This is a genomic window from Citrobacter sp. Awk 4 (genome assembly GCF_028069725.1).
Lineage (GTDB): Bacteria > Pseudomonadota > Gammaproteobacteria > Enterobacterales > Enterobacteriaceae > Citrobacter_D.
The window spans coordinates 1-25,410 of record NZ_JANEWG010000060.1 but is presented as its reverse complement, the minus strand read 5'-3'; the positions used below and the strand labels follow the sequence as shown (position 1 = coordinate 25,410).

Below are 25,410 nucleotides of genomic sequence, written 5' to 3'. Positions count from 1 at the left end.
GTGGCGTCGGAAATGGCGTGCTTACGGCAGAGCTCACGGGCAGAAACCCCGGCTTCAGCCTCGCGGAGGATATTGATGATCTGTTCTTCGGAAAAACGCTTCTTCATGGGGATGTCCTCATGTGGCTTATGAAGACATTACTAACATCGCGGTGTATTAATCAACGGGGAGCAGGTCAGTTCCAAGGGCAGTCCAATGAACTAAGTACTTTATAAGCTGCAGGTGCCTAGTCTTTGCATGCACTGTAACTATACACGGCTACAAAACAGCAGAAACTGTCGACCATATAATGTACCACTGTAGGCACAGTCTGGGCACTGAACAGCCAATCATATGAGGTTTGTCTCTGTGCCACAGATGTGTTTGGTGTGACCTTCACCCCGTTGATAGGCCATACTGATCTTAACAACTTCCGCTCCTGGCACAAAAACGACAGTCAGAGTAGATTGTTTTCATGGCTGTCCATGCATATCCCACCGGGCAGAACCCATATCATCGTAAACATGCTGATCAGTAAATGCTGGAAAATTTGCTCGTCTGGAGGCCTCAGCTAAAGCACGGCAGTAATCCTTATCCCCACTCTTTATGATGAAATTCTGCAAGGTGCCGTCCATTTTGAAATCCAGATGCACATTACATCGTTTACCATTCCAGGCGTGTGGTTCGGTAAGTGCTGCATCGAGTGCTTTTTTTATGCCTGATGCTTGTTCGCCATAGATGTCTTTATCGGTTACTTTGCCTGAACGCTTGTAAGAACACGAATCGAGGGCACTCTTTTTCTGGCAATCTTTTGGGGTAAATGGAGTGCAACCAGCAATGATTGCTACCATTACTACCAGCATCAAGATTTTGGTCATGTCTAAGTCCGTTTATGATTTTTCCAAAAAGTACCGATACACAGTAATGAATCGGGGCATTATGGCACGTAAATCAGAGAGGGGAGTTATTGGCTCATAAAACCCCAATTTTAGGGGGGCAGGCTTGAACATTGCAGGACAAAATCAGTAAGGGCTCAGAAAGGTTAACGTTGAACTGACGCCCTGGACAAGTCCATAGATCACCAAACAGTTCGCTGTATCAGAACACTGTTAAATCTGAAAGCCGGTTAAAAGCGAGGAGCGGACATTGTGCGCGCGAATATCCTGGTCATCGCAAGGTCTTTACTTTTTTGTAGTCAGGCAGGCAAAAATAGGTAACGACAGAGCTCCGTTTCCCAAATGGAACTCTGTCGCTACCTGGACTCTGGTTAGTCAATATAGCGTTTAATAAACAGGAAGCGCCGTCAATTGTGTCGTCGACATCACTTCAGCAAATACATCACCGACAGCGGTAAGGGCTGCGTAGTGTAGCTGCTGATGGCTCAAAACATTACCATCCCATCCATCCACATCACGCGTCGCACAGGCATCGTCAGGAATGATCACGCTAAACCCTTTTGGAACTGCATCACGGGCAGTACTGGAAACGCACATATGAGTCATTAGGCCACTCACGATCAGCTGCTTTATTCCTAACGCGTTGAGCTGAGCTTCGAGATCTGTTCCGACAAAGGCACTTGGTGTCGCTTTACGGATAACGCGATCACCCGTATATGGCTGTAATTTGGCGTGAAAATCATCGAAGCCGCTGCCCTCGGCGAAAAGAGGGCCATCCGGTGAGCCAAGGTGTTGAACAAAAAAGATCGGCATGGTGTGGCTGCGAGCAAAATTCAGCAACTGCTGGTTTTTCTCCAGCACGCGCTGCCCGTCAGGTACAGGCAATTTGCCACCGGGGAAATACTCATTTTGAATATCGATAACGATAATTGCCGTTGTAGTGGCTTGCAGATGCGTAGTACGAACTGCACCACTCAGGGTTCTCAAGGTTGGAGCTGCGGACATAGGGAATCCTCATTGATTGTATTGAGCCAGGGTGTTCTCCATACTAAAAAGGGCAGTAGTGATAAAACAGTACCGTATGCACTAATAACGTTCCTTTTGGGCCAATAAGGACAGATATGACGATACGCGTGGCGATCCTTGCTTTCGATGGCATTATTCCTTTCCATCTTTCGGTACCTTTTGCTGTATTTGAAACAGCGAAAGATGCGGCAGGCCGCCCTGCTTATGATATTGCGATCTGTGCAGCAACCCCAGGATTGTTACGAACCAGTATGGGATTTTCTATTCAGGTCGACAGAGACTTAGACTTCGCCCGAGAGGCAGAAGTGTTGATCGTGCCCAGTTGGAGCGATCCGCATGTATTGCCTTCACCAGCATTACGCGATGTGTTGTTAGATGCCGCCGGACGTGGTGCTCAGGTCATTGGGTTGTGCATGGGGGCTTTTGTGCTGGCAGCAATTGGCTTGCTGGACGGACGGCCAGCCACCACTCACTGGCAATGGGTCGAACCTTTTCGCAGGCTTTATCCCCAGGTACGACTGAATCCTGATGTACTTTATCTCCACAGTGAAAACATTGTTACATCAGCAGGAACATCGGCCAGTATTGATTGCTGTTTATGGCTGGTTCGTAACCAGCTAGGGGCGGAAGCCGCGAACAGCGTCGCAAGACAGTTGGTCACGCCGCCGTTCCGTGAAGGCGGACAGGCTCAGTATATTGAACAGCCGGTTTACAACAGTCGCAGTGGTGATCGCTTTCTCGCGACATTGGCCTGGGCGACGGAGAATCTGACGGAGCCTCTGAGCGTTGAATGTCTCGCTTTGCATGCAGAATTAAGCCGACGTAGTTTTACTCGCCGTTTTAATGCGGTAACGGGAACCACCCTGAGGCAGTGGTTGCTAAATCAGCGGCTGGCGCTGGCCCAGCGTTTCCTGGAATCTTCAGATATGCAGATCGAGATGGTGGCGCAAAAGAGTGGTTTTTCCAGCGCCATGCTGCTGCGACGCTATTTCCGCCAACGACTACAGACCACGCCTCTTGCCTATCGGAAAACGTTTCGCCGTGAAGGGGAATACTGACCTTATGTGTTCTCAATGTCCGCTCCTGGCTCGGAACGGGCGAGCTAACTGAGTTTAAGGTCCGCGTTGAGCGAGGCGCGGGCCTTCTGATCCTCTGCTGCACTACACGCAGTATCGGTGTAATAACATGATTGATTTACATAAAGTACGGCTTGTCGCCGTCGGTCCCGCGCTGGTTAACACCGATATTTTCACCGATATACTTTTCAGGTTTATCAATCATATCGGCGATTAATGCGGCGACGCTTTTGCGGGATACAACCGTGCCTTTGAACCGTTCATTGCGGGCGGTGAGTTCATAGTCAATCAGTTGGTCGATAACATGGCGGGCAATCTGCTCGCTGGCACCAAGGATCAGAACTTTTTGAACGATGTTTTTCACAGGACATTACTCCAGGTGTTCAGCAAAGAACGGGAGCACTTTTGCCATTGCTTCACGCACCGCTTCCGGCTTGTCATACAGTTCGTAATGCGAAAAATCGGCTAATGAGACCAGTTGACGGTCACGTGAGGCTACAGCCCGGCCATAGATTTCCAGACCATCACAGTAAGCACCGAAAGCACCCACTTTTTCACCAACTACCACCATGACTGGCTGAGTCAGCAACACTTCAGCAAAAGCGAAGGCATCCCAGGCCAGCGTTTTCTGCGCATGTGAGAACACCATTCGCGTTGCCCCGCCGGGTTGCTGGCCGCGCGGCGTTTTGTAGTAGTCTGTTGCCTCAAATACGTCACGCTCAGTCAGTCCACTGGCCTTTGCCATTTCCGGGCTGGCGGGGAGCAGTTCGTTAACCTGAACCTCTTCCCCACGGGCTTCATTTGTACGCTGTGCCGCCATCGCATTCAGTGCGCCAATAGGGTCGTAATTGCTGAAGCCTTCGCGAAAAAGACGGCCGATATTTACGCCGGTGATGCTCACCACGGCTTTAATACGTTTCTCTGTCAGTGCGGCATTAATGGCATAGCCACCGCCGCCGCAAATCCCCAGCACGCCAATGCGTTCAGCATCGACATACGGCAGCGTTACGGCGTAATCAATAACACGACTGATGTCTTCCACGCGCTGAGTCGGATCCTCCACCCAGCGTGGAGAGCCGCCGGATCCCCCTTGAAAACTGGCGTCATAGGCGATCACGACATAGCCTGCTTCGGCCAGCGCTTTTCCGTAGACATTGCCAGATGTCTGTTCCTTACAGCTGCCAAAAGGGTGGACGCTGATAATTGTTGGATACTGTTTTGACTCATCGAACGCCGGTGGAAGTTGAACGTTGGCGGCAATGTGCCAGGCCATATCGGCGTTCTGGATTTGAACCTGTTTCATTACAGCGTCTCCTCGAAGAATGGGGCTAATACGGAAACGGCTTGCGCGACGTAGGCTTTACCGTCATACAAGTCCATGTGGTTGGCGCCTTTGACAATGTGGTACCGCTTGTCCTGGCTTGAGGCGCGATCGTAAAGGTCGTCGCTCATCCATTTACTTCCCGCCGCGCTACCCGCAACAATTTGCAGCGGCTGGGTCAGGTAAACCTCCGCCATATGGTACGCGTCGTAGGTAATGATCTGATTGAGGCTACGCAGCGTGGCGTATCCGGGTGCCGTCGGATACTGCGCCCGTGGCGTGTGGTAATACTCCCAGGCCTGACGCAATTCTTCATTTGGCGCATCAGACTCCTTCATTGGCGCCAGCGGCATGGTGGCATGTGCACCGCTGCTGATATCACCGGTACGGGCACTGGAGCCTGCTTCAACATACGGCAGTGCATCAATGGACTTCACATTGTTTTCCCAGCCATTTCGGAACATCGCGCCGATATTGACGGCGCTGACGGTACCGATGGCTTTGATGCGACGATCCTGAATCGCGGCATTGGCGGTGTAACCCGCCCCAGCGCAAATTCCCATTGCGCCAATTCTCGCGGTGTCGACATAAGGCAGTGTGGTCAGGTAATCAATCACCGCACTGACATCTTCGGTACGGATGTGCGGGTTTTCCAGCTGGCGCGGCTCGCCGCCGCTTTCGCCCTGATAAGACGCATCGTAAGCCACGGTCACAAACCCTTTTTCTGCCAGCTTTTCGGCATAGGTTCCGGCAGTTTGTTCCTTAACGCCGCCCCCCGGATGAGAAACCACAATAGCCGGGTACTTGCGGCTTTTATCAAACGCGGGTGGGAAATAAAGCACCGCGGACAAAGAGATTGTCGGGATATTGCTGTTGGTGAAACTGATTTTCTGGTTCATCATCCGGTTCCTCATGGGGCTGTCGGTTATCTGTCATGCTTGATGGGATAACTATAGCGATTGATTATTAAGATGATTAGACCCAAAATAATGATTGGACTTATCATTTAAATGATTAATCACCTGGTTGGAACACAGAGATGAAACGCGATGAGATAGCCGATCTGATGGCATTCGTGGCCGTCGCCGAAGAGCGCAGTTTCACCCGGGCTGCCGCCCGTCTGGGCATGGCGCAGTCAGCGTTAAGTCAGATAGTGCGCCGTACAGAAGCGCGCCTGAATCTGCGGCTTCTGACGCGAACTACCCGCAGCGTTGTTCCCACAGAGGCGGGTGAACACCTCTTGTCCGTTCTAGGCCCAATGCTGCATGACCTCGATTCCGCACTGACTTCGCTGGGCGATCTGCGCGATCGGCCGTCCGGAACCATCCGCATTACCACGGTGGAACATGCCGCAAAGACAATACTGCTGCCGGCCATGCGCACGCTATTGAAATCCCATCCTGACATTGATGTGCAGATCCTCATCGATTACGGCCTTAACGATGTCGTCTCAGAGCGCTTCGATGCCGGGGTTCGCCTGGGGGGAGAGATGGATAAGGATATGATTGCTGTTCGAATCGGACCTGATATTCCGATGGCGATTGTTGGGGCGCCGGACTATCTCTCGCGAAGAGGTATTCCAGTGTCTGTGGCTAATTTGGTCGATCATCAGGCTATTAATCTATACCTTCCTTCCTCGGGTACGGCAAATCGCTGGAGATTAATGCGCGGAGGGCGCGAGGTCAGGGTTCGTATGGAAGGACAACTTCTGTTAAATACGATAGACCTGATCCTCGATGCTGCTATTGACGGGCACGGCCTCGCGTATCTGCCCTTTGACCAGGTTCAGCAGGCTATTGAAGAAAAAAAACTGACCCGCGTTCTGGAGAAATTTACCCCCGACTTACCAGGGTATCATCTGTACTATCCACACCGCCGCCATGCAGGTTCGGCATTTTCTCTCTTCATTGATGTGCTGAAGTATAAGGGAAATGTCTAGATATTCTTTTTGATGATGGTTTCAGACATTCAGAGGGGACTAATGCACCTTAGTGCAACATCCGCTACTGGCACGAAGCGGACAGCCTAAAGCGTCCAGGTGCAGCAGCAGGGCACCTTTGTCACGGCTGAGCAGCGTGTTCTGCAGCAGCGGCTGGAGCTGGTTGCCGCACATGTCGTCGAGTATCCTCGCGATCTTGAAGCGCAGAAAGGATTTGTATTTCAGCGCCTGCACGGGCCACCGCTCTACCTCCCGCAGGAATTGCTGCGGGACCTCTGCACAGAACGTGAGTTCCAGCAGACGCGGAGACTGCACGGATGTCGCGATACTGAAACCCGCGATAGTACGGGATAACGCATCGTCAGGCTGTTTTACGGCAGTAAGCGCATTCATCAGAATCAATCCTCTCAGAAAGTCTTCAGGAGACAGTGCAGTGCATTTCGCAGCCATAAATTAAAAATATCTACATTTTTGAGAAATGGGCATACATCGCTCAAATTGTTTAAATTTTGTGACGTAGGCGTAAAAAAAGAGCAGGGGAAGGGAGCAAAAAACGCGGTTTTCTGTCGATGCAAAGGCGATAGCGTGATAAACCTCACGGAAAAAGCAGGAAATCAGTAACAAAAATGTGACATATCCACACAAATCTTAACAAATTGCAGAAGCGAGACTGTACGGCCTCCTGGCGCTCCTCTATACCTTGATCCGTGTTACCTGCGACACATCAACAACACAGAGAAAAACGTATGGAACAGACTTCTGGCAAGAAAAGTGAAGCAATTCATGGCGATACTAAACCGCAATTTAACCGCTCTATCGGACTCATCTCTAACTTTTCGCTCGGGTTCACCTACCTCTCGCCGCTAACGGCGGTCTATTCCCTGTTTGCGCTGGCGGTGACGCTGGCGGGGCCACCGGCGATCTGGTGGATCCCGATCGTGGCCTGCGGGCAACTTCTCGTGGCGCTGGTGTTTGGTGAAGTGGCCTCGCAATACCCGATTACCGGGGGGCTTTACCCGTGGGCACGTCGCCTGTGGGGCAAAAAATATGCGTGGATCGCTGCCTGGATTTACCTGTGGGCGCTGGTGGTCACCATCACCTCGGTAGCGGAATACACCGCCACCTTCGTCGGCTCGCTGTTCGGTTTTGCGATCTCGGCAGGCAACATGCTGATCACCTCGGTGGTGCTGTTGCTGCTAATGATGGCAGTGAACATGTCCGGCACCAAAAACCTCGCCCGGGTCGCCCGTATTGGCTTCTGGTGTGAAATCGTCAGCGTCATTGCGCTGGGGATTTATCTGCTGTTGTTCCACCGCGCGCAGCCGTTCTCGGTGGTGTTTGACTCCATGGGCGTGCTGGCGAAAGACGGCAGCTACCAGCCCGCGTTTATGGCGGCGGCGCTGATCGGCCTGTTCATGTTCTTCGGTTTTGAAGCCTGCGGCAACGTGGCGGAAGAGGTGAAAAACCCGAGCAAAAAAATCCCCATTGCGATGATCCTCAGCATCGTGTTCGGCGCGCTTTCGGCGATGGTATCGATCCTCGGCTACCTGCTGGCATCACCCAATCTGATGAACATCGTCAACGGCAAAATCACCGATCCGATCCCGGCGATCCTCAACGAAGCCCTCGGTGAAACCGGCGCCATAGTGTTTATCATCATCGCGGTGATTGCCATGTTGTCGTGCATTTTGTCGCTGCAGGCTGCTTTAAGCCGCCTGATCTTTTCCTTCTCCCGCGACCAGATGCTACCGGGTAGCACCTGGATGTCGAAACTGTCGAAAAACAACGTGCCGGACAACGCGATGATCATCAGCTGTCTGCTGCCAGTGACCATCTGCGTGTGGGTTTATTTCCAGCCGGATAATCTGGCGCGCATCACCGCCTTTGCGGTTATCGGGATCTACATTTCCTTCCAGATGGTGGTACTGGCTGCCCTGCGCCAGCGCCTGAAAGGCTGGAAACCTGCCGGGGAGTGGAGCGTGGGTGGCTGGGGAATGCTGGTTAACGTGCTGGCGCTGGCCTATGGCCTGTGCGGGATCTGGCTGCTGGCGCAACCTGCCGAGAGCAGCAGTTTTATCGACCGCTGGACGGTGCTGGTTGGACTGTCGGTGGTGGTGGTGTCCGGGCTGGTGTACATGGTGCTGGCGCGACCGTTCGGGCGTTCAAACGCACCGGAAAATGATGCCATCGAACATGCGAAAAGACTGAACGCAGAACAATCTCTGTAACTAACTCAGAACATAACAACGATCACTGATGGAGTCGGCTATGCAACACAACTTATTGATAAATGGCGAACTGGTGGCGGGCGAAGGTGAGCTGCAGCCCGTGTATAACCCGGCAACTGGCGAGGTGCTGGTGCAGATTGCCGAAGCCACGCCTGCCCAGGTCGATGCGGCTGTACAGGCTGCCGATCGCGCGTTTCAGCAGTGGGGGCAGACCACGCCAAAAGCGCGTGCCGAGTGTCTGCTGAAGCTGGCTGATGTGATTGAACAGAATGCCGAAACTTTTGCCCGACTGGAATCACAAAACTGCGGCAAACCGCTGCACTGCGTGCTGAACGATGAAATCCCGGCCATCGCCGATGTGTTCCGCTTTTTCGCCGGTGCAACCCGCTGCCTGAACGGCCTGGCAGCCGGGGAGTACATGGAGGGCCACACCTCAATGATCCGCCGCGATCCGGTGGGCGTGGTGGCGTCGATCGCCCCGTGGAACTACCCGTTGATGATGGCCGCCTGGAAGCTGGGCCCGGCGCTGGCGGCGGGTAACTGCGTGGTGATCAAACCCTCGGAAATCACGCCACTCACGGCACTGAAACTGGCCGAACTGGCGAAAGATATCTTCCCTGCCGGGGTGGTGAACGTGCTGTTTGGGCGCGGTAAAACCGTGGGTGACCCACTGACGGGCCATGAAAAAGTGCGCATGGTGTCGCTGACCGGCTCTATCGCGACTGGCGAGCATATTATTGCGCACACCGCGTCGTCGATTAAGCGCACGCATATGGAGCTGGGGGGGAAAGCGCCAGTGATCGTTTTTAACGATGCGGATATTGATGCGGTGGTGGAGGGCGTGCGCACCTTTGGCTTCTACAATGCCGGGCAGGACTGCACGGCGGCCTGCCGGATCTATGCGCAAAAAGAGGTCTATAACACTCTGGTTGAAAAACTGGGTGTCGCCGTGGCCAGCCTGAAAATGGGCGCCCCGGACGATGAAACCACTGAGCTTGGCCCGGTCAGTTCCGCCGCTCATCTGACACGTGTCAACGAGGCGGTGGAACGCGCCAAAGCCCTGCCGCACATTCGGGTAGTGACCGGTGGTAACAAAGCCGACGGCAAAGGCTATTACTTCCAGCCAACCCTGCTGGCCGGGGCAAAGCAGGGGGATGAAATCATCCAGCGTGAGGTCTTCGGCCCGGTGGTCAGCGTCACGGAATTCGACGACGAAGAGCAGGTGCTGGCGTGGGCAAACGACTCCCAGTATGGCCTGGCGTCATCGGTCTGGACCCGGGACGTGGGCCGCGCCCATCGCCTCAGCGCTCGCCTGCAGTATGGTTGTACCTGGGTAAATACCCACTTTATGCTGGTCAGCGAAATGCCTCACGGCGGGCAGAAACTCTCTGGGTACGGCAAGGATATGTCAATGTACGGGCTGGAAGATTACACCGTGGTGCGTCATGTGATGGTTAAGCACGGATAACAGCGATGTGGCTGCAATAGTTGATTATATTGCAGCCACTGCTTTATGAAGTGGCAAGCCATCAGCCGCGACTCCCGCGCAATCATGGGCTAATTCCAGTCATTGTCTTTTCATTGTTTTGGCATCGATCATCGGTTTATCAGCGGCATCATGGTGTCCAAAATGCCTCACCGGGGGCAGTTCGCGGTTGTCAGGATACCCTCCATTTATTCCCTCACGGCGAAGCGAGATTGCCATAACGTGGCAATCTGCTGCCAGCGACGGCTTCGTTATGATCGGGGTCAGACGTTCTAACGCGCAGCAAACTGTAGGGGTCAACTAATACTGGCCGCAACAGTTATGCCTGATGGGCCAGTTTTTAGGGGTTAACGCATCAACAACTGACGAATAAAGCCTACATGCAGTTTTACACCCACCTGCAAGGCGGCCTCATCCAGTTTAAAGTAGGGGTTGTGCAGGCCATGGGTGGCGCCGATGGCTTCATTGCCACAGCCGATAAATAGGAAGCAGCCTGGCCGTTTCTCCTGATACGACGAGAAGTCTTCCCCGCCAAACAGTGGAGTATAAACCTCCTCCAGAGCATCTGGCCCTAACACATCAGCCACTACCTGACGGGCGACCGCACAGGCATCCGGATGGTTATCACCGCTGGAAAAACCCCGAGTCCAGGTAATCTTGTGGTCTGCCCCATGCGCCTGGCAGATACCCGCGACCGTCTGTTCAACCAGCTGCGGCACTTTCTCACGAACCTCACGGTTATGCGTACGCAGTGTCCCCGCCAGACGGGCGCTATCCGGGATCACGTTATAGCTGTTTCCGGCCTGGAACGTGGTGATGCTCAGCACCGGCACTGTTAGCGGATCGATTTTCCGCGCGACGATAGTCTGTAACGACGTGGCGACTTCAGCGCCAATCATAATAGGATCAATGCAATACTGCGGCGTCGACCCGTGGCCGCCTTTGCCCTGAATCACGATGTCGAAGTTGTCACAGGCTGCGCTGAAAATCCCTTGTTTCATGTTGACGATCCCGGTGGGGACGGTTGGGAAAACATGGAGTCCGAAAATCATGCTCACATCGTCAAGATACCCGAGATCAACCAGCTCTTGTGCGCCGCCCGGCGGCAACTCTTCCGCATGCTGGAAGATAAAACAGACAGACCCCTTTAATTGCGCCTGCATCTGACACAACACACGCGCGGCACCCAGCAGCATCGCCGTGTGGGCATCATGACCACAGGCGTGCATCACCCCAGGATTCGTCGAGCAGAATGGTTCATCATTTTTTTCCTGTAAAGGCAGGGCATCGATATCAGCGCGTAAGGCATAGCATGGGCCTGCAGCCGCACCTTGCAGATACGCGACCACACTCGTTGCTGTAGGACGGCTGATTTTAAGCCCGCCAAAGCGTGTAAGCTGCTCCACGATATAGTCGGCCGTTTTATGCTCCTGAAACGACAGCTCCGGGTTGGCGTGGAGATGACGACGCCATGTCAGGACGTCCTGTTCCACGTCAGCGATGAGTTGTTCAGCATTCATTTTCAGATTCCTTCAGGTGAGAGTTGGTGACGTGGTTTGCCCGCCAGCGGTAAAACAATTAAGCCGGAAACCACCATAGCCATGGCTAAAAAAATAAAGGTCGTCGTGTAATTACCGCTGAGGGTGACTAAATAGCCGATAGCAATCGGCGCGATAAAGCCCCCGAGTGTTCCCCCGGTGTTAATCATGCCCATACCCGCGCCTATGACTTCGGTTTGCAGGCGTTTCATTGGCAGCGTGAAGACGGTGACAAATGAACCCATCAGGAAGATATAACCAATAAACAGGAACACACTGGAAACCAGAGCCGTTTGACTGATAAATACTAACCAGATGCACAATGCGCTGAGTAGCGAACTGCAACAGACAAACAGGGGCTCACGTCCTTGCAGATAGCGCCCGACCAGCCAGCCGCTACCGAGTGAGGATATCCAGATCCCAAGACCGCCCGCTGCAACGACCAGACTGGAGGTACCTATCGGCATCCCCCGTTGCTGAACGAGGAATTTCGGTAACCAGGCCAACAGGCCATAAGCAGGGATGTTGATACAAAAAATTGAGATAAAGAGCAGGATCACGATGGGGTTTTTCAATAAGCCTTTATAACTCACCGCCGCTGCCGCGGATTTTTCATCTGCTGTTTTCGGCGGATTTGGCACCAGCAATAAGACGGCTATCATGATGGCGAAGGCGACCAAACCGAGTCCGGAAAATGAGCCCCGCCAGCCCAGATGCGCCAGTAAATAGACGGCGATCAGCGGCCCGACGGTCATCGCCAGTCCGGCAGAAGAGAGCAGAATCGATTGGGTAAACGTGCGTTGTTCAAGAGGAAAATTGGCGACGACCGCTTTAGCACATGCCGTTGGATAACCTGAGTGCCCCATACCGGAAAGGAAACGAAAAGTGACCAGCAGACCCAAACTGAAGCCCAGCAAGCCGAAGCACAGTGCAAATCCGCCCAACAATAACAAAGAGCAGCAGAGGACTTTCTTAAAACCGATACGATCATTTAACCAACCAGCGGGAACCTGAAACAACGAATAGGCGAGGAAAAACATTCCGGTGATATAACCGAGTTGCTCAGGCAGTAAATGAAACTCTTTTTCTATAGGTAGCAGTGCAAAGCCGATAATCGTTTTATCGAGATAAACCACGGCATAACCCATAAACAACAAAAAAACCATCAACGAACGTTTTTTCATCGGATGTATTCCTTTTAATTATCACCCGGAAAACCAACGAATAGGGTGGCGTCTATTTTTGCGTGACTTGCGTCACTTTATGATGTTGATAACAAGTGCTTGCGCCATCGAAATTATCGACTTTATTGAAGGGGCATAAGATACTAATTTTTAATCGGTGATGTTTTTTTCTGATAGGGCTCAGAATGCGCTACTTACCAAAGATTCAGCAGTTGAAAGTCTTTCAGCAGGTGATTCGTAGTGGCAGCATTCGAGGGGCTGCGCGGGCGCTTGGGCAATCGCAGCCGGCAGTGAGTCGTACTATTCGGGAACTGGAACAGGTACTGCAAACCCAGTTAATCATTCGCAGCACTCATGGAATGATACTCACCGAAACGGGGCTGGCCTTTTCGCGCCGTATGCAGCTGATTCTTGAAGAACTCCAGCGCGCCGCTCATGAAATTCAACAAATCGACCAGCTTAAGCAAGGCAGCGTTGCGATTGGTTGCTCCTCTTTGCTTTCCCTCACTGTGTTACCAGCGCTGGTGGATGCTTTTCGCCAATCCTTTTCACAATCCAATGTATTCATTCATGAAGCACAACTTTCTACGTTGCTGCCCGCGTTGCGGGAGGGGCGACTGGACTTTGCCGTTGGTACCGTCAGTCCGGAATTGCCGCTCGATGATGTGATCTGCGAGCCACTGTTTAGCGCCGAATTTTGCATTATTTCTCACAAAGATAATCCACTGTCCCGGTCTTCTACATTCGGTGAGTTGACTGAGGCGAAATGGATATTGCCAAAAACGGATATGGGGTATTACCAACAGGTACAGTTGGAATGGAGTGAGCTTTATCAGCATCTGATCACTCCAGCAGTACATACTGACTCATTTATTAGCGGTATGACTATGGTACTGGAGACGGGGTATCTGGTGGTGGTTGCCAGGGCGATGGTGCGTTCCATCTGGTTTCAACAACAACTGGCAATATTGCCGATCAATAACCTGCCGCAGGCACAATATTGTGTACTCTATTCACAAAAATCGCCCCTCACCAACACAGCACGCCGATTTCTCGATCTCTTGCGGGATCACTGTGCTCGGTATGACTGGTAGCGGGCAGGTGATTTTGTTCTTAGGTCCGCTCCTGACACTCAACTGCCGTTCGAAACAGCGTCAGCAGGTTCTGGCGAGTAGGGGAAAATTGAGTATCATCTCAGGGGCAAAACTGCCGACGTACAAGATGGCTACTGAGGCCGCATCAATTTAATCAGGACTCCGGAAGATCCGAACGCTGCTACTGAGCTCTGGCGCAGGATATGTTCCGACCATACTCAAACGGAGGAGATATGAGTAAGCAACATCAGGCACTAATTATTGGCGCATCTCGGGGGATCGGGCTTGGTCTGAGTCAGGAGTTGCACCACCGGGGATGGGCTGTCACTGCAACACGCAGGCAGTCTGCTGGAGCAGAGATCTATCCAGCAATTAAGTGGCTAACTCTTGATATAAATGATGTGAAGAAAAGCATGGCTTTCAGTCAGATGCTGCTGCCGGGGCAGTATGATGTCATTCTGATTAATGCGGGAGTACAAGGCCCGGAACTTCAGTCAGTTTGTTCTGCTACACCAGAAGAACTTTTGTCCTTATTTATGACCAATACGTTCTCGCCTGTCAGGTTAGCCAATTTAGTCCTTGATGCCGTTAAACCGGGAACCGGGATCCTGGCTTTCACCAGTTCAAGTCTTGCCAGCCTTAATGAAAATACGCAGGCTGATATGCCTCTCTACTCGGCAAGTAAATCTGCACTGAACATGCTGACTCGCGCCTTGTTACCTGAGACTGATTCTCGTGGTCTGACGCTTCTGTCACTACATCCGGGCTGGGTGCAGACTGATATGGGGGGCGCGCAGGCACCGCTGACGGTTGAAGAAAGCGTGAAAGGGTTGGCTAACGTTCTTGAAAGTTATCAAGGGAAGGGGGGACATCATTTCGTGGACTACACCTCTACGCCGCTTGCCTGGTAGCCACAATAAGACGCTTTGCCCATTCAGGAGACAAAACGTGAATGGGTATTTAGAAATAGTATTTAGCATGACTGAAAAAGCGTTGCACTCAGTTGATGTGTCAACGTTAACAGCAGGCTTTAAATACCCAACGCAGAACGTTTCTTTAAGATTGATTTTTTTTTATTTCTTTAAATTATAAAGAAAAAATAAATTTCAGGACAACGCGGGAATCGTATTCGACCGCTTTTTATATACAAAATACGCTGTCATTTCCTGGCACAAACCTGCGCCACGCGCTGTACTCTTTTTAACCATTCCATACTCTGCCTCTCAATAGTTCAGGCTTTTTATGCCTCTGTTGCTAAATTTTGGTGGTGTGTCGTATGGGAGAGGAGGAGAGATGAAACAGCCTGATAATGTCTACCTGCGCATCGAAGGAAATCAGTGGCGGCACGTCTGGATTGTGGGCGATCTCCACGGGTGCTTTTCTTTGCTGATGGCGAAATTACGCGAATGCCATTTTGACCCCTGGCAGGATCTGCTGGTCTCGGTGGGAGATGTGATCGATCGTGGGCCGGACAGTCTGGGCTGCCTCCGGTTGCTGCGTAAAAAATGGATGGTGGCGATCAGGGGGAACCACGAGCAGATGGCGTTGGATGCGCTGAAATCAGAAGAGTCTTCGTTATGGTCGATGAATGGCGGGGGCTGGTTTATGGCGTTACCGGCAATACAACAGGCGCAGGCAAGACGCGCGCTGGAAGATTGTCGTGAGCTTCCGTGGATTCTGGAACTGCATTGCCAGAATGGCACGCACGTTGTGGCGCATGCTGATTATCCGGACGATGAGTACCAGTGGCAAAAACCGGTCGACTTGCATGAGGTGTTGTGGAGTCGCACACGTCTGAGTGAACGACTGGCGGGTCGCGGTGGTGGCATTCGGGGGGCGGATCACTTCTGGTTTGGCCATACCCCATTACGTCATCGCGTAGATATGGATAACCTGCACTATATTGATACCGGCGCCGTTTTCGGTGGCGAACTGACGTTGGTACAGTTGCAGTAATCAGAAATCACTGTATTTCTGGGCTGGTAGCCAGAATCCATCAATGAAGTCTTCTATTGGGAAGCAGCCTCCATGGCGAATTCGCTGATCGTCCATTGAGTACAGGCACTGTTGCTCAGTATTGTAGACATCCACCACGATATCCTCGCAACCGCCATCCAGGTAGCAAACAAATAGTACCAGTGCGAACATTCCATCCTCAAATTGTACTGCCGTACCGTTAGTGTAGGAGAGGTTATCGCATGAGGGAAAGGAAGAAATAAATAACCCGTCTGGCGACGGGTTCTTTTTGAGTCAGGCAAGACGCATGACCCAGGCATCGGAATGGCGATCGTAACGGGTACGGAATAGAACGGAATGTTCTCCATTGAGGAGGGCGGGGATGCTGGTTTCGTCGTCCCAGGCATCCAGTTGCATACATAAATCGGGATCGGATTTACACGGAATGGTTAACGTTCGATCCCCCGGTGATTCACCGTGTAACTCACCGTCATCAATTTCAAAAGCGCCAATACGCACACTGGTTTTCATCATTTGCTCTCCGTTGAAATTTGCTGATTGTGGTACGACCAGTTAGATCGCCCAATTTTCAGCGTAGTCAACGACAGCAAAAGCGCCAGTCAAAAAGTGCGTTATTTTTATGCGCCTCTATGCATTACCACTAAACAGTTTACCGTCACGCACCAGTTCGCGGGGATAGCTATTTTTCAGACGCGAACCAATCCGTTTTGCCAGACCTATCGGCTGATGCTGGAATGTCACCAGAACATCGTCAGTCGCTGGAGCGGTTTGCGGATAAACATCACGACCGCGATACCACTCTTGTGCTTCTTGCTGTGAAAGTTCAAAGGCGTTTTTGTGCTCAGGGTTGGCCAGCGCAATAACGGCCTCGTGCTGCCAACGGAACCCTTTGTTATGGGTTTCCGCTAATTTGAGACCGAGCCGGGAGAAGCGAACTTTGCCAATCAGCTCTTCGATAGCTGCCGGGAAAAGCCAGATCTCTTTATCACGCTGCCAGAGGTGCAGATTCTCTTCCCATTGCAGGCCACTGGCGCTGGCCGCTTCGGTAATCTGCGCGGCTTCACGAGCTTTCACTGGCGTAAACGGAAAATTGCCGACTTTATACTTTGGCGCCGGTAACGCAGGGATAGCCTGTGTTTTGCGTAAACGCGCGACGAAGAAGCCTTCACAGTCATAAATCTGCGGGAAGACATGCAGAAAACCTTCCGGTGTTAATGCGCGCTTTGCATCAGGAAATAAGTCATCTAACGGGAGAAATTCAACAGCGTCCGGCCAGGCCTCTTTCAGCCACAGACAGACGGCTTCGTTTTCATCGCGATTGAGCGTGCAGGTGGAATAAACCAGCGTTCCGCCGGGGCGCAGCGCATGGAATGCACTCTCAATCAGTTCGCGTTGCGTGGCGGCGATGTCAAGATTGCTCTCAACAGACCAATTTTTGAGCGCGTCAGGATCTTTACGCACCACGCCTTCACCCGAACAGGGGGCGTCCAGCAGAATAGCATCAAACATTTCTGGCAGTGCCGCGCCAAACACGCGACCGTCAAAATGGGTCAGTGCGACGTTACTGATCCCGCAACGACTGATATTTGCATGCAGCACTTTGACGCGGCTGGCAGAAAACTCATTCGCCAGAATCGCGCCCTGGTTATGCATTCTGGCGGCGATTTGCGTGGTTTTAGAACCTGGAGCGGCGGCGACATCCATGACCCGCTCCGGGGTATTTCCGTCGGCAAACAGTGCGGCGACCGGCAGCATTGAGCTTGCTTCCTGAATATAAAACAGACCGCTTAAATGCTCGGCAGTGCTGCCCAGCGGCAGTGACTCTTCATCATCACGCTCGATCCAAAAACCTTCTTCACACCAGGGGACTGGCGTCAGCGACCAGCCGTAGGGGGCTGTCAACTCGAGAAACGCGGAAACGGAGATTTTCAGGGTGTTGACGCGAATGCTGCGGCGTAGTGGACGCTGGCAGGCGGCGAGAAAATCATCAAAGCAGAGCGTAGAAGGCATTGTCTCACGCATTTGTGCGAGAAAGGCATCAGGAAAATAAACGGCGTGTTGAGCCACAAGAATATACCACCGGCAGTAAAACAGGCGCGCAGTGTAGCACAAACGCTCCGGCGCGGGCACGCCGGAGCGAAGCGGTTAGCGAGGGAGCGCCGTACCCCATTCGCGCCACTCTTTGGGTTCGGCTTCCAGCAGCAGGAAGTGTTTTCCTGCCTGTGCTTTAGGTGCCAGCGGCGTACCTGGCGGGGTGGCGAATGCGATACCACCGCGGACGAACTGGTTGAAGGTGCCTGTTTTCACGACCCCGCCGGTCAGACCAAAATCGAGGCTGTAGCCAGAAGCCAGCCAGAAGACGGAATTATTGCGTACGAGGTGCTGATAACGCTGGCTGATGCGCATAGCAATCATCACCCGGTCAGACAGCGTTCCTAAGGTCATGCCCGTTACTGTACCCACTTCAATACCCCGGAACAGGACCGGTGTACCGATGTTCAGCGAACCGGCTTCAGGGGCTTCAACCACGATGCTCAGGCCATCAAGATAGCGTGAGTCAGTAATGGTGGTTTCCTGTAGCTCGAATTCACGGCGTGGGTTGCCGCGCCCGGGTTCAACGTTGATGTAGGGCTGCAAAATCGTATCCAGATGCTCGACGCCCGCGGCAGAGATTTGCGGGGTGATCACCGAGAAACGGGTACCTCCCCGGGCGAAGGTTTGCACATATTCCGGGTAGAGTACCGCTTTGGCCTGAACTTCATTGCGCGCAGTAATCAACTCAAGCGTCTGGATCTGGCCAATGTCGATACCGAGGTAACGAATCGGCATACCTGCGGCGAGTTTACCCGCATCGAAGGCGTGGAGGGTGATCTGGCTGCCGACCGCGCGTGCTGCGGTTTCCGACGCATACAGGATCCGTTTGTCGCCTTTACGTTGGCTGGCGCTGGCTCCGCTCAAATTATCGAAGCTAATAGCGCCTTTTAGCGCACGGGAAAGTGGGGCGGCTTGCACGGTAAGGCCGCTACCATTGAGCTGTACTTTCGCGCCACCCTCGGCCCAGAACACGCTGTTGCTGGTGAGCAAATTGCGGTATTCAGGTTTGATATGCAGATCAATATCAAAGGCATTGGCGCGCGGACGCACGGTGATCACTTCACCCACTTCAAATTTACGGTACAGCACGACGGAACCGGCCTGTACATCCGGGAGTGTTTCGGCGCTGAGATTGACGGTGGTAGTTGGCAAGTCGCTCAGGCTGTTTTCTACGGCTTTTTCCAGATTGGCGTACAGCGGATAACTGGACTTCATCTCGCCTTTTGTGCCCGGCAAAATGCGAATACCGCCGCTTACCCATTCACTGGCGCTGGCACCAAGAAACTCAATACCGTCCAGACCGACTTTGACATCGACACGGCTATTGACCACGAATTTGCTGTCGCCCTGAACCAGGGCGCGATGTTGCGGATCGATAGCGACAGTAAAGGTGACGCCTTTGCTGGTGAGTTTACGCTCAATGACCTGGCCCACCTGTACTCCGTGCAGAATCAGCGGCTGTCCGGCATCAATGCCGTAGCTTTCCGGCGCCGTGAGGGTAAACGCCGTCACATTCTGCTCATGGAGCAGGGCTTGTTCGCCCGGCACCACGACAAACTCGCTACGCGGTTCACCTTCACCGGGCACCAGTTCGAAGGTTTTTCCGGTGAGTAATGCACTGAGGTTGGCATCGCTGAGTGACAGTTTCGGATTGCGTAGCTCAATGCGTGTTGAATCGCGCAGTAGCGTCACCACGGCAGGGTCCACCGTCATTTCACCGGTCACTTTACCGTCAGGGCTGAGATGCAGTTTGGTTAACTGACCCACTTCCAGCCCCTGATACATTAATGGCGTCGAACCGGCCTTCAGACCGTTGCCACTGGGCAGCTCAAGTTTTACCAGCACGCCACGTTGACTGTGCGCGAGATCCTGGTACAACCCGAAAGAATCATCCTGAGCGGCGGGTTGAGAGTTGTCCGGGGAATCAAACGCGATAGCGCCGTTCACCAGAGCCGCCAGACTTTCCAGTTTCACTTTTGCGCCGCTGAGACTGATGTCGGCATTCACCCCCGAGACATTCCAGAAACGGCTGCCTTTTTTCACCAGGTTAGTGAAGCGGCGTTCAATCAGCACGTCAATCGTGACCCCTTGTTTGTTGGGGTTGATGGCGTAGTCATAGACGCGGCCAACCGGAATTTTACGGAAATAGACCAGCGCACCACTGTTGAGAGAGCCGAGGTCCGGCGCCTGAAGATGGATCATTAATTCGCCGTTGTTCAGGCGATATTTCGGTTGGGTATCCAGCGCCACAAAGCGATCGCTGGGTTCGCCTTTTCCAGGCATCATGCCGATATAGTTGCCGCCAACCAGCGCATCCAGCCCGGAAACCCCTGCCAGAGACGCTTTAGGCGTAACCAGCCAGAATTGTGTATCTTCCCGCAGTGCATCTTTCATGTCGGCTTTGATACTGACGCGAACTTTGATTTTGCGCAGGTCTTTGCTCAGATTGACATCCTGCACCGTGCCGACTTCAACCCCTTGATAACGCACAGGGGTCCGGCCAGGAACGATGCCATCCGCCGACATAAAATCGATGGTGACGGTATTACCGCGATCTTCATAACTTCCCCATACCAGCCATCCGGCGATCATCAGGGCAATGAGCGGCAGCAGCCAGAAGGGCGAAATACGGCGTTTTGTTTTAATCTGCGCTTCCGTCGGCGAAGCGGGCGTTTCCTGACTCATGTGCATCCCAAAGTAAGCGGCTATCCAGCCATTCGACTGAAAGAATAGTCAATATTACCGCTGCGCCGAAATACAGCGCAGCTGGTCCCATAGTAAAAGCCAGTATCTGATCGCGATTAATCAGAGACATCGTTAATGAAATAACAAAGAGATCCAGCATTGACCAGCGACCAATCCAGGTGACCAGGCGCAGAAGCCGGATACGCATTTGCAGCCCCAACACCGAGTTGAAATGGATACTGAGCAACAGTGTAAACATCACAATTATTTTGGTAAATGGCACCAGGATACTGGCGATAAAGACCACGGCGGCCACCGCAATATTGCTGTTAGCCAGTGACATAATACCTGAAAAAATAGTGTCTTCCTGACGTCCGCCATTGACATAAATGATCGAAATGGGCATCAGGTTAGCCGGTAGCAAAAAGACGATAGAGGCTAATAACGCAGCCCAACATTTTTGTACGCTCTGTCTTCTGCGCAACCGCAGTGGAATATGACAGCGAGGGCAACGTCCACGGGGATCAGGGTAACCCGTAAAGTGACATCCAAGACATACGCGAAGTTTTTCGTCGGGGCGCCGGGCCGGTTTTTGCGGGTAAAAACGGTCCCATAACTGCTCTACATTGAGGTGGGATAAGGTCAGAATACTGAGGATCACCAGCGCGATGAAGGCCATTAGCCCGACACCGGGCAGCAAAAAAGCGTAATCCTGCACTTTAATTGATGCGACTGCGATGCCGACCAGGTAGATATCCAGCATGACCCACTCTTTTAGCCTCTCCAGCATCAACAGGACCGGACGCAGGTTCATCCCCAGAATGTTGCCAAACCACAGGTAGGCGATAGACGTTACCAGCACCAGCGGCGCTCCCGCGACACAAAAGAGCACCATTGCGCCGGTAATTGGATCACCCTGCTTTGTCATCTGCCAGATACCCTGCATGACATTGGCGTCGATGCGTACCCCGAGTAAATAGATGTGCAGCAGCGGTTCACCCCAGGCAAAGGGCATCAGCAACAACATCGTGATGGCCATCGCCGCCAGACGCGTCAGCGACCAGTCGCGCCCGTCACGGATTTTGGCCTGGCAACGAGGGCAGTACGCGCTCTGGTATGAGCGCATTTTTGGCAGGCTGAACAGCAGGTCGCACTGAGGGCAACGTTGATAATGTGCCCGGGGCAATGCCTCACCGATGGATCTGACCGCTATTTTTTTCGTTGGCGTGATATGTGGGGTATTAAGGGCCATGTATCGCGAATCAAAGTGTTAGATTTATGTAATCTTAACTCATGACGGGAATGATCTTGAGCATTAACGCATTTAATGCTTATTTTAATAGGCTGCAATTTAAAGTAAGACAACCAAGTGATTATAAAATGAACAAAACAGAGTTATACACGGATCTTCATCGCGACTTTCAGGCATTAATGGCAGGTGAAACAAGTTTTCTGGCAACACTCGCGAACACAAGCGCATTGTTGTATGAACGTCTTTCAGAAGTAAATTGGGCGGGGTTTTATCTGCTTGAAAACGACACGCTTGTGTTAGGTCCGTTCCAGGGGAAAATCGCCTGCGTGCGTATCCCGGTTGGGCGTGGTGTCTGCGGTACAGCCGTCGCGCAGAACAGCGTTCAGCGTATTGAAGATGTTCATGCCTTTGATGGGCATATTGCGTGCGATGCCGCCAGCAATTCTGAAATCGTACTGCCGCTGACGGTCGGGAATCGAATTGTCGGGGTGCTGGACATCGATAGCACGGCATTTGGCCGCTTCACAGAAGAAGATGAACAGGGGCTGCGTCAGCTTGTCGCACAGCTTGAGGCGGTGCTTGCAATGACGGATTACAAAAAATTCTTTGCGGCCGACGCAGGATAATCAACGGATAACGTAGCAATTACTGATGACGTCATTATAATGACGCCTGTTCATGCCTGCGGCTAGTTGGCTACGTCCGTTGTAATCAGGAAATTTCATGGAAAATCAACCTAAGTTGAATAGCAGTAAAGAAGTTATCGCATTTTTGGCCGAACGTTTTCCTCACTGCTTTAGTGCGGAAGGCGAAGCGCGCCCACTGAAAATTGGCATTTTTCAGGATCTGGTCGAGCGTGTTGAGGGCGAAATGAACCTTAGCAAGACGCAACTGCGCTCCGCTTTACGTCTTTACACTTCAAGCTGGCGTTACCTGTACGGTGTTAAACTGGGTGCAACGCGTGTCGATCTCGACGGTAACCCTTGTGGTGAGTTGGATGAGCAGCACGTTGAACATGCACGTAAGCAGCTTGAAGAGGCAAAAGCTCGCGTTCAGGCGCAGCGCGCAGAACAGCAAGCGAAAAAACGCGAAGCTGCCGCTGCTGCAGGCGAAAAAGAAGACGCTCCGCGTCGCGAACGTAAGCCGCGTCCTGCTCCACGCCGCAAAGAAGGCGCTGAACGTAAAGTTCGTGCTGAGAAACCGGCAGCGAAAGCACCTCGCGCACCTCGCGAAGAGCAGCACACCCCGGTTTCTGACATTTCAGTCCTCACGGTAGGGCAGTCTCTGAAGGTGAAAGCAGGCAATAATGCGATGGATGCCACCGTATTAGAAATCACCAAAGATGGCGTCCGTGTACAGCTGAATTCGGGTATGTCTTTGATTGTACGCGCAGAACACCTGGTGTTCTGAAACGGAGGCCAGGCCGGGCATGAACACTTTTTTTAGGCTTACCGCGTTAGCTGGCCTGCTTGCAATAGCAGGCCAGTCATTTGCTGTGGACGACATTACGCGTGCCGATCAAATTCCTGTACTGAAGGAAGAAACACAGCATGCGACAGTGAGTGAACGTGTGACATCCCGTTTCACACGTTCCCACTATCGTCAGTTCGATCTGGATCAGTCGTTTTCGGCGAAAATTTTCGATCGTTATCTGAATTTACTCGACTTCAGCCACAATGTGCTGTTGGCGAGCGATGTCGAGCAGTTTGCTAAAAAGAAAACCGTGCTGGGCGATGAGCTGCGCTCAGGCAAGCTGGATGTCTTCTACGATCTCTATAATCTGGCGCAAAAACGTCGATTTGAACGTTATCAGTATGCGTTAAGCGTACTGGAGCGTCCGATGGATTTCACCGGTACCGATACGTTTAACCTTGATCGCAGCAAAGCGCCCTGGCCGAAGAATGAGGCCGAGCTGAATGCGCTGTGGGATGGAAAAGTAAAATTTGACGAGCTGAGCCTGAAGTTAACGGGCAAGACCGACAAAGAAATCCGTGAGACGCTGACGCGTCGTTACAAATTTGCCATTCGTCGTCTGGCGCAGACTAACAGCGAAGACGTTTTCTCCCTGGCAATGACAGCTTTCGCGCGCGAAATCGATCCGCATACCAATTACCTTTCCCCACGTAACACGGAACAATTCAATACCGAAATGAGCCTGTCTCTGGAAGGTATTGGCGCTGTGTTGCAGATGGATGATGATTACACGGTCATCAACTCCATGGTGGCTGGCGGTCCGGCGGCGAAGAGCAAAGCGATAAGCGTTGGCGATCGTATTGTGGGCGTCGGCCAGAACGGTAAAGGCATGGTGGATGTGATTGGCTGGCGTCTGGATGATGTCGTTGCGCTGATCAAAGGACCGAAGGGCAGTAAAGTTCGCCTTGAGATCCTGCCAGCCGGTAAAGGCACGAAGACCCGAATTGTTACGCTGACGCGTGAACGTATTCGCCTTGAAGACCGTGCAGTCAAAATGTCGGTGAAAACTGTTGGTAAAGAAAAAGTCGGCGTGCTGGATATTCCGGGGTTCTATGTTGGTCTGACGGATGATGTCAAAGTTCAACTGCAGAAACTGGAAAAACAGAACGTGAGCAGCATCGTTATCGATCTGCGCACCAACGGTGGCGGCGCGCTGACAGAAGCCGTTTCGCTCTCCGGTTTGTTTATCCCTTCAGGCCCGGTTGTTCAGGTGCGTGACAACAATGGTAAGGTTCGTGAAGACAGCGATACCGACGGCGTTGTTTACTACAAAGGTCCGCTGGTGGTGCTAGTCGACCGCTTTAGCGCATCTGCATCTGAAATTTTTGCCGCAGCAATGCAGGATTACGGGCGTGCGCTGATCGTGGGTGAGCCAACCTTCGGGAAGGGCACTGTGCAGCAGTACCGTTCACTGAATCGCATTTACGATCAAATGTTGCGTCCTGAATGGCCTGCGTTGGGTTCCGTGCAATACACAATCCAGAAGTTCTATCGTGTTAATGGCGGGAGTACTCAGCGTAAAGGCGTTACACCCGATATCCTCATGCCGACAGGTAATGAAGAGACTGAAACCGGTGAGAAGTTCGAAGATAACGCGTTGCCGTGGGACAGTGTTGATGCAGCAACCTATGTGAAGTCAGAGGATTTAACGCCATTTGGTCCGGAATTGCTCAAAGATCACACTGCGCGTATCGCCAGTGATCCTGAATTCCAGTACATCATGAAGGATATTGCCCGTTACAACGCCATGAAGGATAAACGCAACATCGTGTCTCTCAATTTTGCGCAACGTGAAAAAGAGAATAACGAAGATGATGCAATGCGACTGGCGCGTATTAACGACCGCTTTAAACGCGAAGGCAAACCACCGCTGAAGAACCTGGACGATCTGCCGAAGGATTACCAGGAACCCGATCCGTATCTTGATGAGACGGTGAAAATAGCGCTGGATCTGGCCCATCTTGAGAAAGAGAAGCCTGCGGAGCAACCTGCAGTCACGCAATAACCTGAACAGGCACAAGAAATTGTGCCTGTATTTTTGTCTATAGAAAACCCCCAGCTAGGCTGGGGGTTCAGTAAAGCTTTCAGCTTTGAGCCAGTTATTAAAACCCCTTTTGATTTGTTAAAACACCTTGCGGTCTGGCAACTGCAAATGTTCAACA

Annotated in this window: 22 protein-coding genes and 2 pseudogenes; 10 read left to right on the top strand and 14 right to left on the bottom strand. The window is 52.4% G+C overall.

What is annotated here, in order from left to right; all coding sequences use genetic code 11:
- The 3 genes from NNO04_RS19415 to NNO04_RS19405 all read right to left on the bottom strand — a co-directional run.
- On the bottom strand, nt 1-107 hold a 107-nt coding region (locus tag NNO04_RS19415), incomplete at its 3' end, for a transposase (RefSeq protein ID WP_271443278.1).
- Between the two features lie 345 nt (nt 108-452).
- Nucleotides 453-857, bottom strand: coding sequence for a cell envelope integrity TolA C-terminal domain-containing protein (locus NNO04_RS19410; protein WP_271446041.1), 405 nt, complete (start codon nt 855-857; stop codon nt 453-455).
- A gap of 405 nt (nt 858-1,262) precedes the next feature.
- On the bottom strand, nt 1,263-1,880 hold the full coding sequence (locus NNO04_RS19405; RefSeq protein WP_271446040.1) for a cysteine hydrolase family protein: 618 nt from the start codon (nt 1,878-1,880) through the stop codon (nt 1,263-1,265).
- 116 nt (nt 1,881-1,996) lie between these two features.
- Between NNO04_RS19405 and NNO04_RS19400 the strand changes: the two genes are divergently transcribed.
- Nucleotides 1,997-2,959: a GlxA family transcriptional regulator gene (locus NNO04_RS19400; RefSeq protein WP_271446039.1), complete on the top strand. Its 963-nt coding sequence runs from the start codon at nt 1,997-1,999 to the stop codon at nt 2,957-2,959.
- Between the two features lie 136 nt (nt 2,960-3,095).
- Here the strand turns inward: NNO04_RS19400 and NNO04_RS19395 are convergent.
- From NNO04_RS19395 to NNO04_RS19385, 3 genes and pseudogenes are all read right to left on the bottom strand, one after another.
- Nucleotides 3,096-3,275, bottom strand: a pseudogene (locus NNO04_RS19395) (NAD-dependent dehydratase); the annotation flags it as partial.
- A gap of 72 nt (nt 3,276-3,347) precedes the next feature.
- Nucleotides 3,348-4,280: an alpha/beta hydrolase gene (locus NNO04_RS19390; protein ID WP_271446038.1), complete on the bottom strand. Its 933-nt coding sequence runs from the start codon at nt 4,278-4,280 to the stop codon at nt 3,348-3,350.
- The gene (locus NNO04_RS19385) at nt 4,280-5,200 is read right to left on the bottom strand and encodes an alpha/beta hydrolase (RefSeq protein WP_271446037.1); all 921 of its coding nucleotides are present in this window, start codon (nt 5,198-5,200) and stop codon (nt 4,280-4,282) included. Before NNO04_RS19385 ends, NNO04_RS19390 begins: the two co-directional genes overlap by 1 nt.
- Nucleotides 5,201-5,337: 137 nt before the next feature.
- Here NNO04_RS19385 and NNO04_RS19380 point away from each other — a divergent pair, with 137 nt between their 5' ends.
- Nucleotides 5,338-6,237, top strand: a complete 900-nt coding sequence (locus NNO04_RS19380) for a LysR family transcriptional regulator (protein ID WP_271446036.1) — start codon at nt 5,338-5,340, stop codon at nt 6,235-6,237.
- A 99-nt stretch (nt 6,238-6,336) separates the two neighbouring features.
- On the opposite strand, the pseudogene NNO04_RS19375 reads toward NNO04_RS19380, so the two are convergent.
- A pseudogene (locus NNO04_RS19375) lies at nt 6,337-6,630 on the bottom strand (carbon starvation induced protein CsiD); the annotation flags it as partial.
- Nucleotides 6,631-6,983: 353 nt separating this feature from the next.
- Here NNO04_RS19375 and NNO04_RS19370 point away from each other — a divergent pair.
- Together NNO04_RS19370 and patD are read left to right on the top strand one after the other, a co-directional pair.
- Nucleotides 6,984-8,465 carry an APC family permease gene (locus NNO04_RS19370; RefSeq protein ID WP_271446035.1) on the top strand — a complete coding sequence of 494 codons (1,482 nt, stop codon included), beginning with the start codon at nt 6,984-6,986 and terminating at the stop codon, nt 8,463-8,465.
- Between the two features lie 40 nt (nt 8,466-8,505).
- A complete protein-coding gene (gene patD / locus NNO04_RS19365; RefSeq protein ID WP_271446034.1) occupies nt 8,506-9,933 on the top strand; it encodes an aminobutyraldehyde dehydrogenase in 1,428 nt (475 codons plus the stop codon).
- A gap of 365 nt (nt 9,934-10,298) precedes the next feature.
- On the opposite strand, the gene NNO04_RS19355 is transcribed toward patD, so the two are convergent.
- Together NNO04_RS19355 and NNO04_RS19350 are read right to left on the bottom strand one after the other, a co-directional pair.
- Nucleotides 10,299-11,471 (bottom strand): amidohydrolase, encoded by a 1,173-nt coding sequence (locus NNO04_RS19355; protein ID WP_271446033.1) that lies wholly within the window; start codon nt 11,469-11,471, stop codon nt 10,299-10,301.
- 2 nt (nt 11,472-11,473) lie between these two features.
- Nucleotides 11,474-12,673, bottom strand: coding sequence for an MFS transporter (locus NNO04_RS19350; RefSeq protein WP_271446032.1), 1,200 nt, complete (start codon nt 12,671-12,673; stop codon nt 11,474-11,476).
- Nucleotides 12,674-12,858: 185 nt separating this feature from the next.
- Here NNO04_RS19350 and NNO04_RS19345 point away from each other — a divergent pair, with 185 nt between their 5' ends.
- The 3 genes from NNO04_RS19345 (at nt 12,859) to pphA (ending at nt 15,723) form a co-directional block, all read left to right on the top strand.
- Nucleotides 12,859-13,767, top strand: coding sequence for a LysR substrate-binding domain-containing protein (locus NNO04_RS19345; RefSeq protein WP_271446031.1), 909 nt, complete (start codon nt 12,859-12,861; stop codon nt 13,765-13,767).
- A gap of 233 nt (nt 13,768-14,000) precedes the next feature.
- Nucleotides 14,001-14,678 carry an SDR family oxidoreductase gene (locus tag NNO04_RS19340; protein ID WP_271446030.1) on the top strand — a complete coding sequence of 226 codons (678 nt, stop codon included), beginning with the start codon at nt 14,001-14,003 and terminating at the stop codon, nt 14,676-14,678.
- Between the two features lie 382 nt (nt 14,679-15,060).
- Nucleotides 15,061-15,723, top strand: a complete 663-nt coding sequence (pphA, locus tag NNO04_RS19335; protein ID WP_271446029.1) for a protein-serine/threonine phosphatase — start codon at nt 15,061-15,063, stop codon at nt 15,721-15,723.
- Here the strand turns inward: pphA and NNO04_RS19330 are convergent, their stop codons facing one another.
- The 5 genes from NNO04_RS19330 to yebS all read right to left on the bottom strand — a co-directional run bounded on the left by NNO04_RS19330 (nt 15,724) and on the right by yebS (nt 21,775).
- Nucleotides 15,724-15,915 carry a YebW family protein gene (locus NNO04_RS19330; protein WP_192611918.1) on the bottom strand — a complete coding sequence of 64 codons (192 nt, stop codon included), beginning with the start codon at nt 15,913-15,915 and terminating at the stop codon, nt 15,724-15,726. It lies immediately after the preceding gene.
- A 102-nt stretch (nt 15,916-16,017) separates the two neighbouring features.
- Nucleotides 16,018-16,254, bottom strand: coding sequence for a YebV family protein (locus NNO04_RS19325; protein WP_192614329.1), 237 nt, complete (start codon nt 16,252-16,254; stop codon nt 16,018-16,020).
- A 117-nt stretch (nt 16,255-16,371) separates the two neighbouring features.
- Nucleotides 16,372-17,811, bottom strand: coding sequence for a 16S rRNA (cytosine(1407)-C(5))-methyltransferase RsmF (gene rsmF, locus NNO04_RS19320; protein ID WP_271446028.1), 1,440 nt, complete (start codon nt 17,809-17,811; stop codon nt 16,372-16,374).
- A 78-nt stretch (nt 17,812-17,889) separates the two neighbouring features.
- On the bottom strand, nt 17,890-20,523 hold the full coding sequence (locus NNO04_RS19315) for a PqiB family protein (RefSeq protein WP_271446027.1): 2,634 nt from the start codon (nt 20,521-20,523) through the stop codon (nt 17,890-17,892).
- Complete coding sequence (yebS, locus tag NNO04_RS19310) at nt 20,480-21,775, bottom strand: membrane integrity lipid transport subunit YebS (protein WP_271446026.1); 1,296 nt, start codon at nt 21,773-21,775, stop codon at nt 20,480-20,482. The genes NNO04_RS19315 and yebS overlap by 44 nt, the downstream gene beginning before the upstream one ends.
- Before the next feature lie 128 nt (nt 21,776-21,903).
- Here yebS and NNO04_RS19305 point away from each other — a divergent pair, with 128 nt between their 5' ends.
- The 3 genes from NNO04_RS19305 to prc all read left to right on the top strand — a co-directional run bounded on the left by NNO04_RS19305 (nt 21,904) and on the right by prc (nt 25,253).
- A complete protein-coding gene (locus tag NNO04_RS19305) occupies nt 21,904-22,401 on the top strand; it encodes a GAF domain-containing protein (RefSeq protein WP_271446042.1) in 498 nt (165 codons plus the stop codon).
- Nucleotides 22,402-22,498: 97 nt separating this feature from the next.
- Nucleotides 22,499-23,185: an RNA chaperone ProQ gene (gene proQ / locus NNO04_RS19300; RefSeq protein WP_271446025.1), complete on the top strand. Its 687-nt coding sequence runs from the start codon at nt 22,499-22,501 to the stop codon at nt 23,183-23,185.
- A gap of 19 nt (nt 23,186-23,204) precedes the next feature.
- Entirely contained in the window at nt 23,205-25,253 is a 2,049-nt protein-coding gene (gene prc / locus NNO04_RS19295) for a carboxy terminal-processing peptidase (RefSeq protein ID WP_271446024.1), read from the top strand.
- Nucleotides 25,254-25,410: the final 157 nt, after the last annotated feature.